Origin of the sequence: Paenibacillus cellulositrophicus, assembly GCF_009363095.1 — a bacterium.
Lineage (GTDB): Bacteria > Bacillota > Bacilli > Paenibacillales > Paenibacillaceae > Paenibacillus_AQ > Paenibacillus_AQ favisporus.
Window position 1 is genome coordinate 140,872 of the sequence record NZ_CP045296.1, and the last position, 14,527, is coordinate 155,398.

The window sequence follows — 14,527 nt, forward strand, 5'->3', positions numbered from 1 at the left end:
ACCAAGCTCTGCTATAGAAATTAGCTGTATGGCTGATATTCCGATGCTTGCATGTAGCGGCATGGATATGCGCAGCACTATAACAGCAGGGAGGTAGCTCGTTGTGACTAACCATCCATCGCAGAGGCCGGAAATTCAGGCTTATCTGGACCGGATCGGATTCCATGGCAAGCTGGACAATGGGGCGGACACGCTGGCGGAACTGCAGCACTGCCATATTTACAGCGTACCCTATGAAAATTTGGATATTTTAAACAGTGTGCCCTTATCGCTAGACATCCCGGACCTGTACGACAAAATCGTCGTGCGCAAGCGCGGCGGATACTGCTTTGAGCTCAATGCGCTGTTTGGCTGGCTGCTGGGCGAACTGGGATTTCCCGTGACCCACTATTTCGCCAGATTTTGGCGCGATGAGGATAACCTGCCCCCGAAGCGCAGGCATCATGTTCTTCAGGTCGAAGCAGAAGGCGCCTGGTATTTATGCGATGTCGGGGTAGGCGGAAATGTCCCCGGCAGGCCTGTGCTGATCAAGGAGCATCTGGAACAGCAGCAGGGAACCGAATGCTATCGTCTTGACCGGGATCCGTTCTTCGGCTGGCAGCTGATGGAGCGGAAAGGGGAGGACTGGCGGCTCATTTATTCTTTTGCCGAAGAGCCCCAGCTGCCGCGGGATTATGTGATGGCCTCGTTCTGGTGCGAGCATGCTCCGGAATCGATTTTCAGACAAGGTCCGATGGTGTTTATCCGCACGTCGGAAGGGCGAAACACGGTCGCTGGCGACGAATTCCGGATCTTTGCCGGCAAGGAGGTGCGCATTCTCACTCCCCGGACACCGGAAGAGAAGCGGGATGCGTTCAGGCAGTATTTTGGCATTGTCCTCCCTGAATAAAATGACTGCTGCTCCCATCAAGATTGGGCGTGGGCAGCCGCATCATAATGAAAAGTGCCGTTTCCCTTTGGAAGGGATAACGGCACTTTTTTGCTGTTGGCGGTACACACTAAAATACGCTCCGGACTAACCCGCCGTCGATCCGCAGCGCGGCCCCGTTGATCGCAGAGGAGAGGGGGCTGCTGATGAACGTGACGAGGTGAGCAATTTCCTCCGGCCGGATCAACCGCTGAATGATCGAGGTCGGCCGGTTCTCCCGCATGAAGCGCTGCTCAGCCTCCTGGATCGTTAACGATTCCCCCGGATACAGGGTATCGAGCATTGTCTCAACCCCCTCTGTCAGGGTGGAGCCGGGCATCACGGTATTAACCGTCACGTTCGTGCCCTTGGTCAGCTCGGCCAGGCTGCGGGAGATCGACAGCTGCATCGTCTTGGTGGCGCTGTAATGCGCCATCTCCTGCGACGGCATAACGGCGGCTTCGCTGGCAATGAAAATAATTCTTCCGCGGTCCTGCTGCATCATCCGTTTCAAATAATGCCGGCTCAAGCGGACACCGCTCATAATGTTGACCTCAAAGAAGCGGAACCATTCCTCATCCGGAATATCGAAAAATTCGGCCGGTTCAAAAATGCCCAGATTGTTCACCACGATATCGACATCCGGATGCTGTTCCATCATGGTGAGACAGCCTTGTTCCGTTCCCAGATCGGCGACTGCGGGAACGAGTTCGGCTCCGGTATGCCGCCCCCGGATTTCTTCGATCGTTTCGTGGACCTTGTCTTCACGGCGGCCGTTAATCAGAACTTTGGCCCCTTCTGCAGCCAGTGAAGACGCGATCGCCTTGCCGATGCCGGAAGTGGAGCCGGTGACAAGCGCGGTTTGTCCAGATAGCTGAAGCTCCATAATAATACCCTCCTCCATAAGAATCCCTAAATAGGATCCCTACAATTTAATCTTTTATACCACTAGTTTCCAGTTCTTCATTCTAACTGTCAAGTCTGCCTCGCATCAAAAGTTCAAAACTTCAGACATCCGTCACCTGCCGGCCGGAACAGAGGAGGTGTTTGCCAGTGATCGGAGTAACGATTCTAGCAGAATGGCTTTGATCTATGAAAATCAAGGTGCAGTACAACTCTCCGCTCGGCGCATACCTGGTCAATATCGGCTCGGTCGTCATCGGCATCATCGTGCTGCTTACCTGGTCGCTCCGCAAGAAAAACAGGGTGGACTGGAACCGCATTGAGCCGGAAGACGCTAAGCCGGTAAGTTATGTACAAGCATAATCCGGAAAGAAAAACCGATGGAAGGCGGGCTCTGTGGGAGCCCGCTTTTGTCATTCGTGTGTAGACGTGCGGTATTGTGAGCAATCTGGGGGAATGGCGGGCTGGGAGGATTCCGGGCATGGTTTTCCCGTACATTTCCACCGTTTTCCTGCCTTGTGCGCTCCTTTTGGCTGAGAATATAATCAGCTTATTACACGACATATCGAAGAAGGAGAAGTCATGGGAATATGGGTGCGTGAACGGTCGTTTTACAGCATGTTTATCCGGTTAACCGTGCTGATCGGACTGCAAAATATCATTACGCTTGGCGTCAACTTGTCGGATAATCTGCTGCTTGGAGGATACAGTGAATCCGCGCTGTCCGGGGTTGCGCTGGCCAACCAGATCCAGTTTATTTTGCATATGCTGGTCATGGGCGCGGCCGAAGGGCTGGTCATCCTGTCCTCCCGAAATTGGGGCGCCAAAAATATAGACGCCATCAAACGAGCCTCCAGCATCGGAATGCGGATCGCCCTGGCTGTAAGCGTAATCATGTGGGCGGTCGTTTTTTTCTTCCCGCACGGCTGCCTGTCGCTGTTTACGAACGAGCAGAACGTGATCGCGGAAGGAGCGAAGTATTTAAAGATCATCTGTTTTTCGTACATATTTTTTGCGGTGACCAACATTTTGCTGGCGGCGCTCCGCAGCGTTGAGGTCGTGCGGATCGGCTTTCTCGTTTCGCTGTCCACTTTGATCATTAATGTGTGCCTGAATTACCTGCTGATTTATGGCCACCTGGGCTTCCCGCGCCTTGGGGTGAGCGGTTCAGCCATCGCCACACTGACCGCAAGGGTGATCGAATGCGTGATCGTCCTCACCTTCGTGAAGAAGTTCGATCAGCGGATCCGCTTTAGGCTGAAAGATTTTTACAGCATCGACAAGTCTCTGTTTAAGCAGTATCTGCGGATCGGATCACCTGTGCTGATGGCCAACCTGCTGTGGGCCGTATCGATGGGTGCCCAGACCGCCATCCTGGGCCATATGGGCGAGGCGGCGATCGCCGCCAACAGCGTGGCGAACACGATTTTTCAGCTGGTCACGGTCGTTACTTACGCATCGGCCAGCGCGACGGCGGTCATCATCGGCAAGACGATCGGGGAAGGGAATACGGGAAAGGTCATTTCCTACAGCAAAACGCTGCAGCTGCTGTACTTGATCATCGGCGTACTGACCGCGGTCCTGCTGTTTGCCGTGAAGGACGTCGTCCTCGATCTGTATGCAATATCGGAAAGCTCCAAAACGCTGGCCCTGCAGTTCATGACCATTCTGTCGGTGACGGTCGTCGGTACGGCATACCAGATGCCTGCCTTGACCGGCATTGTCCGCAGCGGAGGAGACACCAAGTTCGTCCTGTACAACGACTTCATTTTCATGTGGCTCATTGTGCTGCCGGCTTCGGCGCTGTGTGCGTTTGTGTTTGATCTGTCGCCGGTTATTACGTTTATGTGCCTCAAATGCGATCAAATCCTGAAATGCTTTGTTGCGATCGTAAAAGTGAACAGGTACCGCTGGATCCGGGTGTTCGACGATCGTGGCGGGAAGCCGAAGGACGCTGGCGGCAATGTCGCAACCTGATGCAGGATGATCACCATCGGGCAGCGGTCTGAATGGAAGGAGCGATTCGCTTAAGATGATATGGGACTGCGCGATCATCGGCGGAGGACCCGCCGGACTGAATGCCGCATTGGTGCTGGGGCGCTCCCGCAGGACGGCGGCGCTGATCGATAATGACCAGCCGCGAAACCGGGTCACAAGGGTATCGCATGGCTATCTGACGCGGGACGGCGTCCGCCCTGAACAATTCCGAAGCTTGGCTTATGAGGAGATCGGGAGGTATCCTACCGTTCGCCGGTTCATGGCAACGGCTCTGGAGGTGAATCCGGCCCGCGGTGCATTCCGCGTTACCACTTCGATGCGGGAAGAAGTGTGGGCCAGAACGCTGATTCTGGCTACCGGGCTGCACGAAACGCTGCCCCGCATTCCCGGCCTAGAGCCGCTGTATGGAAAAAGCATCTTTAATTGCGTTTATTGCGACGGCTATGAGCTGCAGGACCGGCCATTGTTTGTGCTGTCGGAGCAGCCGGGACTGTATCACTTCGTCAAGACGGTTCACCATTGGAGCCGGGATTTAATCGTCCTGACGAACGGCAAGCCTGTTCTGACGTCTGGGGAAAAGGAAAGGCTCCAATTCAAGGGGTTGCCTGTTGTGGAGGAGCCGATTCATTCGTTCAGGGGAGACGGAGGGCAGTTAACGGAAGTTGTATTTCACAGTGGTGCTTTCGTTCCGCGAGCCGGAGGCTTCATCGTACCCCATTGGTCGCAGAAGGCTCCCTTCGCGGCGCAGCTGGGCTGCCGGCCCGATGGAGCGGGCGGCATTGCTGTGGATGAACTGGGCAGAACGAGCGTGAAGGGTGTGTACGCTGCTGGCGATACCGCCCGTTTCGGGCCTTCGCAGCTGATCATTGCCGCAGGACAGGGGAGCAAAGCCGCCATGGCAGTGAATGCGGACCTGATCGATGAGGAGTTTTGATGGGAACGATGCTCGCTGTAGAACCAATTTCAGCATTTATATAATCGTACATCGTATCCGTTCCACGGGCCATATTCCCGGTTTCTTCTTGGGAATACGGCCTTTTTTTAGTATGGATGATCCAACCGATCAAGCAATTGATCCGCCACCTTTCGCTCGCCTTCGGACAGGCTGCCGGTTTGCTTCAACTGCTCCAATTTCGCCTTGACCTTGGCGGTATCCTGATAACTTAGTCCATAAGCCAGATGGGATACTACGGACTCGACTTGAGATGGAGTTTCCAATTCTGCGAGTGCTTCGATGAACTTGGATGGTTCCCGCGTGTACAGCTCGGCCAGAATGGCCGCATAACTCTCGGCAGAAGCCCCGTCCGTACCGTTACCTGCTCTTACGATGTTAGGATAATCTCCGGCTTCGATCTTATCCAGTTGTTTATAGAGATACTCAACGGTCTCAAGCGTCTTATGGCCGCTGATCCGGTTATACGTCGTCCAATTGATCCCCGCGATTTGCCGCATCATTTGAGCCACTTTCTCCTTATCGCCAATGTCTGTCCGGGAATAGATTTCGTACAGCGCTTTTTCCGCGACGATCTTCCCGCCTCCTTTGGGAATGACGGCCGCTTGCGGGGAACCGTTCGTCTCGGATTGACCGGCCGAATCGGCGGTAGGCTGCTGCCCGGAAGTGCTGGAGCTGCTTGGCGCAGACCCTGTAGCAACGTGATCTGAATCCGAAGAATCGGCACAGGCGCTGAGCGATCCGCACAGTATCGCACACACGGCAAACAACGCAAATTTGTGGTTCATCAGAAATCTCAACCCTTTCTTGTATATCTGGATACATATTCCAGACGTTATAAAGGGATAAAAGTTGCTGTGAACAGGGTGAGTTAGCAAATTTATACAGCAGAGGATGAGAAAATTATCGTATCGGCATCCGTCAGCAAGGCCTTTTGACAACTCATCTCCCCTAGTCTGAAACCAAGCAATACTTATGAACTATCTTCATCTGCTATAATTAGGTCTAATGATGCGTTAAGGAGGCCGCGCAAGTATGGCGAATTCAGTTTTTGAGCTGCTCGAGATCGATGACAGCCTTCCGTTTGACGTATCCCTGCACAGTGTGAATTACGTGCCCAGCCATTGGCATAACAGCGTTGAGATCATTTTTGTGCTGCGGGGAACGCTTGAGGTTTCGATTGACACGGTCAGCCATACGCTCAAGGAAGGGGATGTGCTGCTGATTAACCAGCATCATGTCCATGAGGTCATTGGCCTGGACATGAACATTATCGCCACCTACCAAATTCCAACCGCTTATTTGAAAGAACATATTGCAGGTTTTGAGGGCTTTTCCTTTGCATTTCAGGCCAGTAAGGCTGGTCCGGAATCCCGCGATGCTGTTTCCCGGCTGCGCCGGCTGCTTGCCGAGATGGTCCAGCTCAAATACAAGCAGACAGAGACGTACGGACTGGAGATGCAGGCCGCGATGCTTGGCGTTCTTTCCATCCTGGTCAAGCAGTTCAAGGTCCCGCTGTCCGAAGGCGGCATCAGTGAGCGGTACATGGACCGGATGCTGCGGATTATTACGTATATCGATAACCATTACCGCGAGCCCATCACCCTTCAGTCCATAGCGGATCGTGAGTTTCTGTCCGTGCCTTATTTATCGAAATTTTTCAGCGAAAATATCGGACTGAATTTTCAGGCTTATCTGACCAGCATTCGGTTAAAAAATGCCGTCGAGGATCTGCTGCGCCAAGAGGAAATCCCAATCGCCGATTTGGCCATGTTTCACGGTTTTCCGAACGCCAAGTCGTTCTATTCCGCGTTTAAGAACAGATACCATGTGACACCGAACGAGTATCGGAAACAATACCGGCCGGAGCCGGGAAAGAAGAAGGAGAAATCGACATCGAATTATATGGAGTTCAATCAATCCAGCGCTCTCGGGATTATCAATCAATACCTGGAGCGGGCTGCATCGCCGGGCGACAGGGAGGTGCATTCGCTGGAAACGCTCACCCGCCAGGTGGATGCGGCCGTGAGGACCCAGGCGATATCGCATACGTGGAAAAACTTGATCACGATCGGCAAAGCCAAGGAAGGGCTTCATGCTGACGTTCAGCGGCAGCTCCGTTACGTTCAGGAGCGGTGTCCGTTTCGCTTTTTGCGTTTTCACGGCATTTTTGATGACGGCATGATGGTTTACCACGAGAGGGAGGACGGGCAGCCCGCCTACAATTTCCGGCTCGTCGACCAATTATTTGATTTTCTGCTCTCCATTCATCTGAAACCGTTTGTGGAGCTCGGGTTTATGCCCTCCGCGCTCGCGGCGGATCCGGAAAAAGGGCTCTATTTTCGCAGAAGCTATACAAGCCCGCCAAAGTCCCTCGACACCTGGTGCGAGCTCATTGATCGATTTATCCGGCACTGCATGAACCGGTACGGTCCGGCGGAGGTCGAGAGCTGGATGTTCGAATTTTGGAACGAGCCGGAGCTCGAGGTGTACTGGCCGGGAACGGATGAAGAGTACTTCGAGTTGTATTCCCGAACTTTCCATACGATGAAGAACATTTCTCGGAATCTGCGGATCGGGGCGCCAGGGCGGATTATAACGCTTCGCTCCAACTTGTTCAGCGAGCGGTTTTTTGCCTTTTGCCGGGAACGGGAATGCCTGCCTGACTTTATCCCGTGCCATTTTTATCCGCATGAAAATCTCGAGGGCTTCTTCGAGCCGGATGAGGAACAAAGCGAGCTTCGCAAACTGGAGCCGTACCGCATCCTGCTGGAGGAATTCCGGGGCATTTCGCCGAACCCGGATTATTTACGGGACATGCTGACCCGGGAGAAGCAGCTTCTTGAAAAGGAAGGCCTGTCGGACCGCGAGATATACCTGACGGAATTCAATTCCACGGCATTTCACAGGGAACTGACCAACGATACGCTGTACAAGGCGGCATACATTGCGAAAAATCTGATCGATAATCTCGACCGGATTCAGGGCTTCGGCTACTGGGTGCTCAGTGACAATATCGAGGAAACGTCGGCTTCCCCTGCGTTGTTCCACGGCGGGCTGGGTCTGATCGCCCAATACGGGATTCCGAAGCCGGCTATGTATGCCTACGAGCTGCTGGCCAAGCTGGGGGATCAGCTTATTGAACGCGGCGAAGGCTATATTGTGACGAAGAGCGCGAATGCCTATCAGATACTGTGCTACAATTACTGCCACTTCGATGACCTGTATGCCCTGGGGGATACTTCGTTCGTAACACCGACCAGCCGGTACAGCGGGTTCAAAAACGAGAGAACCGTCAAGCTGGAATTCCAGCTGGATGGAATAGACAGCGGCAGGTATAAAATCGTCCGCCGATCCTTGAACCGGTCGAGCGGGAGCGGCTTTGACGTGTGGGTGGGAATGGGTGCACCGTCTATCATGACCGGGGAGGATCTGAATTACATTAAGCAGAGATCAGAGCCCGGCCGTCATATCACCCACGTCGATGTGGAGAACCGCCATATGACCTGTACCTTTACCCTGGAACCGCACGCTGTCGAGCTCGTCGAGGTGATTCCGGTCATTTGACGCGGGGTTGTGTCAATTTTTAACCCGAATTTTCGCGGTGTGAAGTGAAACGCTTACAAACGAAATAAAAATGGCCATAAAAGACTGCAAACCGCCGCCTCTCCTGAGCTGGGCGGTTTGTTTTATAATTAGTTTGTAAACGTTTTCAACCAATGAGGAGGTCAACCCATATGGCTAAAGCAAAAATTATCGGTCAAACGATCACGCCATTCAAACGGCTCACTTTCGGTATCATGTTCGGTTATGCCTGCATGATGCTGGCTCTCATGACACCTGCAACGCTTCTATTAACTTTTAAAATGGTCGAAATCGATCCGAACGGCTATACCTCCTCCTACGGCTTGGTATCCGGGATTGGCGCCTTCTTTGCCCTGATCGGCAACCCGCTCGGCGGAGCGATCAGCGACCGGACCAACATCGCCTTCGGCCGCCGACGCACATGGATTCTGCTCGGCCCCCTGTTTGGCTGTGCCGCACTGCTGTGGGTCGGAATGTCCACGCAGATCTGGCAGATCATCATCGGCTGGGCGATCGCCCAATTGTTCTTCAACTTCGGCATGGCCGCGTACACAGCGCTGATTCCCGATCAGGTGAAGGAAGAGAAGCAGGGAACGATCTCCGGGCTGCTGGGTACCGTGTTACCGGTAGCTATGGCGCTGGGCATGGTGCTGATGACGGCCATGACGGACGCCTCCTCGACGACGAAATGGAGCCTGCTTGCGGCCATCGGGATCGTGGGGCCTATCATCAGCCTGTTTATTATCCAGGACGGAAAAGTGCAGATCGAACACATGGCACAGGAAAAGATGACGCTTGGCGAAAAGCTGAGCAGAGTCTATCCAAACCCGCGAAAATTTCCGGCGTTCAGCTGGGCGGTCGTATCCAAGTTTCTGTTAATGATGGGGTACTGCAGCAGCTTGTACCTGACCGTTATGCTGGTTAACCGCATGGGCTATAGTGAAAGCGCTGCAACCGCAGCCGTGGCTACCATCAACATCGTGTCCATGGTGGCGATGGCGGTCACGAGTATTTTCGGCGGCGTCTTATCCGATAAGTTCCGCAAGCAAAAGCCGTTCCTGTATATCTCGGCTCTCATTATTATCGCAGCCATTCTCATCTATGCCTTTATCGCGCATAACACGGCATTTATCGTAGCATCCGCCGTGATGGGACTCGGGTTCGGCTGTTTCACGGCGGTTGATATGGCACTGGTTTCGCGAATCCTTCCGAACAAGGAAGACGCGGCCAAAGACTTCGGCATTATGAACGTAGCCAACGCGCTGCCGCAGTCGATCGTGCCGGCCATCGCACCGCTGCTGCTGAACATCGGCGGCTGGTCCTTCTTCTATATCGTGCTTGCGGTCTGCGTCGTGGCTGGGGTGGCCGCGCTCAAGCCGCTGCCTGAAGTCGGGGAGCACGCTGGTGAAAGTAATCCAACGAATCTGGAAATGGGGAGAAGCGTATCATGAAACGAAATCTGACCGACATCATCTCTCAAATGACCTTAGAAGAAAAAGCAAGCTTATGCTCGGGGCTGAATATGTGGCAGACCAAACCGGTTGAGCGCCTCGGCATTCCTTCCATTGTGATGACGGACGGTCCGCACGGCCTGCGAAAGCAGGCCAATCCGGGGGACATGTCGAGCAAGACGGTGCCGGCCACCTGCTTCCCGAGCGGAGCGGGTCTCGCATCTTCCTGGGACCGCGAGCTGATCCGGGAGGTCGGCGCCGCGATTGGCGAGGAGTGCCAGCAGGAGGACGTGCAGATTATCCTCGGACCTGCGGTCAATATTAAGCGGTCACCGCTGTGCGGCAGAAACTTCGAATATTTCTCGGAGGATCCGTACCTGTCCTCGGAAATGGGCGCGAGCCATGTGAAAGGCGTCCAAAGCCAAGGCGTCGGAACGTCGGTGAAGCATTTTGCGGCCAACAATCAGGAGACGCTGCGCAATTCGATTAACGCGGTGGTCGACGAGCGGACGCTGAACGAAATTTACCTGCGCAGCTTTGAGGGTCCGGTCATTGAAGGTGATGCCTGGACCGTGATGTGCGCCTATAACCAGGTGAACGGCGATTACTGTTCGGAGAACGATTACCTTTTGAACCAGGTGCTGAAGCAAAGATGGGTCCACGGCGGATTGGTCATGACCGATTGGGGTGCCATCAACGAACGGGTGAAGGGACTAAAGGCTGGACTGGAGCTGGAAATGCCTTATGTCGGTCCGGAGCATGACATGATGATCGTGGAGGCGGTCCAGTCCGGAGAACTGGACGAGGCGGTGCTGGATGAGGCGGTTCGCCGTCTGCTCACTGTCATATTTAAAGGATACGACGGTAAACAGGAAGGCTTCACCTACGATGCGGAAGCGCATCACCAACTTGCCCGGCGCGCGGCAGCGGACTGTATGGTTCTCTTAAAGAATGAAGGAGGCCTGCTCCCGCTGAATTCGGAGCAATCGGTCGCCGTCATCGGCGCATTTGCCAAGCATCCGCGATACCAGGGCGGCGGCAGCTCGCACATTACACCGACCCGGATGGACGCTCCGTTCGATGCAATTGCGGGAATGTCTGCCGACTGTGCGTTTGCCCCGGGCTATCTGCTCAAAGGCGGCGAGGCCGACGACAGCTTGATCGAAGAAGCTGTGAAGCTGGCGCAAAGCAAAGACGTGGCCGTCATCTTCGCCGGCCTGCCGGATTCGTTCGAATCCGAAGGCGTCGACCGCACACGGCTGGATATGCCTTCCCCGCACATCCGCCTGATCGAGGCGGTCGCGGCGGCGCAGCCCAACACGGTTGTCGTATTGTCCAACGGATCGCCGGTGATGATGCCTTGGCTTCCGCAAGTCCCAGCGGTGCTGGAAGGCTATCTGGGCGGGCAGGCGACGGGAAGCGCAGCGGCCGACGTGCTGTACGGGAAGGTGAACCCAAGCGGCAAGCTGGCGGAGACGTTTCCCGTTTGGCTGGAACAGACGCCGGCGTTCCTGAATTTCCCGGGGGGCAAGAGCGAAGTGACGTACGGGGAAGGCTTGTTCGTAGGCTACCGGTATTATGAAGCGAAAAAAGAGGAGCCGCTTTTTCCGTTCGGTTACGGTCTTAGTTACACAACCTTTGCTTATGAAGATATCCGGGCTGACCGAACGTCTATGAAGGATACCGACACCGTCAACGTGTCTGTTACCATTCGCAACACTGGTGCGGTTGCGGGCAAGGAAATCGTGCAGCTGTACGTCAAGCCGCTGGAGAGCCATGTCGTCAGACCGGTCAAGGAGCTGAAGGGGTTTGCCAAGGTCCATCTGCAGCCGGGTGAAGCGAAGACGGTCCATTTTGCGCTGGATCAACGGGCTTTTGCCTACTTCAATACCGATATTCATGACTGGTTCGCCGAATCCGGCGCTTACGACATCGTTGCAGGTCCATCATCGGCGGATACGCCCCTGTCGGTCACCCTTAGCCTGGAATCGACCGGGTTTCCTTTCCGCAAAGTGGGGCGCAACACCAAGTTCTACGAGCTGATGGCCATTCCCGAAACGGCTGCGTTTGCCGAGGAAGCGATGGAGGGCAGCCTGGAGCGCCTGAAACAGATGGGAGCTATGTTTGCGGAGAGCATGGGTGACGACGGAATCGCCGAGCTGTTCGAGGCCGTGGTGAAGTGGCGGAAGTATGACGCCCTGCGCTCGCTGTCCGGCATGATGGGCGGGGGAACGTCGGAAGCGGATTTATCGAAAATCATCGACGATCTGAACACCAAGCTGAAACTAAATTCGTAATCCGGATGATGGAGTGGAGGAAAGAGAATATGTCGAATACAAAAGCTGCGCTAAATATAGAAGAAATTCGTTATGTGAACAATCCCGATGGGCCGACGCTGGGCTATTCGGCTGCCTCGGGCGTAAAGATCCTGGAACAGGGCGGCCTTTATTTCAAGGACCTGAGCAGGGACGGTCAACTGGATCCTTATGAGGATTGGCGGCTGACGCCTGAAGAGCGGGCCAAAGATCTGGCGTCCAAGATGACGACCGAGCAAATTGCCGGCCTGATGCTGTACAGCCGGCATCAGGCGGTGCCTGCGGCGAGCGGAGGCTGGTTCTCCGCAACCTACGGAGGCAAATCCTTTGAAGAGAGCGGCGTCAAGTCATGGGAGCTGACCGATGAACAGCTCCATTTTCTGGCTCAGGATCACGTGCGGCATATCCTGGTCACCACTGTGGAGAGCCCGGAGACCGCTGCCAAGTGGAACAATCGGGTGCAGGCGTTTGCCGAAGGGCACGGCCTCGGCATCCCGGCCAACAACAGCTCCGATCCGCGGCACGGCTCCGACTCCAGTTCGGAGTTTAACGCAGGCTCCGGCGGTGCCATCTCCATGTGGCCAGAAACTTTGGGCCTGGCGGCGACCTTTGACCCGGAGGTGACGCGGAAATTCGGGGAGATCGCCTCGAAGGAATACCGCGCATTGGGTTTGTCGACGGCGTTGTCCCCGCAGATCGATATCGCTACCGACCCGCGCTGGTTCCGCTTCAACGGAACGTTTGGGGAAGATTCGGCGCTGGCGGCCGATATGGCCCGGGCGTACGTCGACGGCTTCCAGACTTCGGAGGGAGAACGCGAAATTCAGGAAGGCTGGGGCTATGACAGCGTCAACGCCATGGTGAAGCATTGGCCGGGGGGCGGATCCGGTGAAGGCGGCAGAGACGCCCATTTTGGCTGCGGCAAGTATGCGGTCTATCCCGGGAATAATTTCGGCGAGCATTTGATCCCGTTTACAGAAGGCGCCTTCAAGCTGTCCGGGAAGACGGGCAAAGCCTCGGCCGTCATGCCGTATTACACCATTTCGGCGAACCAGGATACCGTGAACGGCGAAAATGTAGGCAATTCCTATAACGCCTGGCTGATCGGAGATCTTCTTCGCAATCAGTACGGATACGATGGCGTTGTGTGCACCGATTGGATGATTACGGCCGACGAGTCCCCTGCCAAGGATTCTTTCCTCAGCGGCAAGCCGTGGGGTGTGGAGGAACTGACCGTCGGTGAACGGCATTACAAGCTGCTGATGGCCGGGGTGGACCAGTTCGGCGGCAACAACGAAATCGGACCGGTGCTGGAAGCCTACGAAATCGGGGTGCGCGAGCACGGAGAAGAGTGGATGCGGCAGCGGTTCGAGCAGTCCGCCGTCCGGCTTCTGGTCAATATGTTCCGACTCGGATTGTTCGAAAATCCGTATCTTGATCCGGATACGAGCGCCCGAGTTGTCGGAAACGCCGAATTTATGCGCGAGGGGTATGAGGCCCAGCTGAAGTCTGTGGTGCTGCTGAAAAATAATAATGCGGTGCTGCCGCTGAAGGCCGGGAAAAAGGTATATATTCCGAAGCGCTATACGCCGGCAGGAACCGACTGGTTTGGCAACCAAACCCCGGAGAAGCTGGAGTATCCGGTCAGTCTGGAGCTGGTATCCAAATATTTTACGGTGACGGATCAACCGGATGAGGCGGACTTTGGCCTGGTCTTCATTGCCTCACCGAAATCGGGCTTCGGTTACAGCCAGGAGGACGCGGAGCAGGGGGGGAACGGGTATGTACCGATCAGCCTGCAGTACCGGCCTTATACAGCCGAGCATGCACGGGAAGTGAGTCTTGCTGGCGATCCGCGTCCGGAAGACGTGCTGAACCGTTCTTATAAGGGGAAAAGAGTTACGCCTCAAAATACGACAGATCTGGACGCGGTGCTGGACACCCGAAAGGCGATGAAAGGCAAGCCGGTTATCGTGTCGATGCTGCTCTCGAATCCAGCGGTGGTGAACGAATTCGAGTCCGAAGCGGATGCGATTGTAGCCGATTTTGGCGTTCAGGCGCAGGTGATCATGGAGATCCTGACTGGCAGTGCTGAGCCTTCGGGACTGCTGCCGATGCAGATGCCGGCCCATATGAAGACGGTTGAGGAGCAGCTTGAGGATGTGGCTCATGATATGGAATGCCATGTGGACTCTGATGGCAACACGTACGATTTTGGCTTTGGCTTGAATTGGGGCGGCATTATCGAAGACGAGCGCACGCGGAAATACCGGAAGCGTTGAAGCAATGAAGCGTTGAGAGAGGATCCTCGACAAATATAAATAGTAGAATCCCTCCAGCGAAAAGAATAGATATCACGAAAAGCACACAATAGCTAAGAATCGCCCGCTGATGAAGCGGGCTTTTTTTCGGACCT

General features: G+C 55.0%; 10 protein-coding genes. 8 read left to right on the forward strand and 2 right to left on the reverse strand.

Annotated features, from left to right (window positions below; translation table 11 throughout):
* The first annotated feature begins 103 nt into the window (after positions 1 to 103).
* Complete coding sequence (locus tag GCU45_RS30450; protein WP_152403617.1) at positions 104 to 889, forward strand: arylamine N-acetyltransferase family protein; 786 nt, start codon at positions 104 to 106, stop codon at positions 887 to 889.
* 109 nt (positions 890 to 998) lie between these two features.
* Here GCU45_RS30450 and GCU45_RS30455 read toward each other — a convergent pair whose 3' ends face one another.
* Positions 999 to 1,793: an SDR family NAD(P)-dependent oxidoreductase gene (locus GCU45_RS30455; protein ID WP_152403618.1), complete on the reverse strand. Its 795-nt coding sequence runs from the start codon at positions 1,791 to 1,793 to the stop codon at positions 999 to 1,001.
* Between the two features lie 206 nt (positions 1,794 to 1,999).
* Here GCU45_RS30455 and GCU45_RS33945 point away from each other — a divergent pair, with 206 nt between their 5' ends.
* The 3 genes from GCU45_RS33945 (at position 2,000) to GCU45_RS30465 (ending at position 4,742) form a co-directional block, all read left to right on the forward strand.
* Entirely contained in the window at positions 2,000 to 2,173 is a 174-nt protein-coding gene (locus tag GCU45_RS33945) for a hypothetical protein (RefSeq protein WP_167527294.1), read from the forward strand.
* Positions 2,174 to 2,392: 219 nt separating this feature from the next.
* A complete protein-coding gene (locus GCU45_RS30460) occupies positions 2,393 to 3,787 on the forward strand; it encodes an MATE family efflux transporter (RefSeq protein ID WP_152403620.1) in 1,395 nt (464 codons plus the stop codon).
* Positions 3,788 to 3,842: 55 nt separating this feature from the next.
* Positions 3,843 to 4,742 carry an NAD(P)/FAD-dependent oxidoreductase gene (locus GCU45_RS30465; protein ID WP_152403622.1) on the forward strand — a complete coding sequence of 300 codons (900 nt, stop codon included), beginning with the start codon at positions 3,843 to 3,845 and terminating at the stop codon, positions 4,740 to 4,742.
* Between the two features lie 107 nt (positions 4,743 to 4,849).
* On the opposite strand, the gene GCU45_RS30470 is transcribed toward GCU45_RS30465, so the two are convergent.
* On the reverse strand, positions 4,850 to 5,548 hold the full coding sequence (locus GCU45_RS30470; RefSeq protein ID WP_152403623.1) for a hypothetical protein: 699 nt from the start codon (positions 5,546 to 5,548) through the stop codon (positions 4,850 to 4,852).
* A 247-nt stretch (positions 5,549 to 5,795) separates the two neighbouring features.
* On the opposite strand from GCU45_RS30470, the gene GCU45_RS30475 reads away from it, so the two are divergent.
* From GCU45_RS30475 to GCU45_RS30490, 4 genes are all read left to right on the forward strand, one after another.
* On the forward strand, positions 5,796 to 8,327 hold the full coding sequence (locus tag GCU45_RS30475; protein ID WP_152403625.1) for a GH39 family glycosyl hydrolase: 2,532 nt from the start codon (positions 5,796 to 5,798) through the stop codon (positions 8,325 to 8,327).
* Between the two features lie 170 nt (positions 8,328 to 8,497).
* On the forward strand, positions 8,498 to 9,796 hold the full coding sequence (locus GCU45_RS30480; RefSeq protein WP_152403627.1) for an MFS transporter: 1,299 nt from the start codon (positions 8,498 to 8,500) through the stop codon (positions 9,794 to 9,796).
* Positions 9,793 to 12,093: a beta-glucosidase gene (locus GCU45_RS30485; RefSeq protein WP_152403629.1), complete on the forward strand. Its 2,301-nt coding sequence runs from the start codon at positions 9,793 to 9,795 to the stop codon at positions 12,091 to 12,093. Before GCU45_RS30480 ends, GCU45_RS30485 begins: the two co-directional genes overlap by 4 nt.
* 29 nt (positions 12,094 to 12,122) lie before the next feature.
* Positions 12,123 to 14,393: a glycoside hydrolase family 3 protein gene (locus GCU45_RS30490; protein WP_152403631.1), complete on the forward strand. Its 2,271-nt coding sequence runs from the start codon at positions 12,123 to 12,125 to the stop codon at positions 14,391 to 14,393.
* Positions 14,394 to 14,527 lie beyond the last annotated feature (134 nt).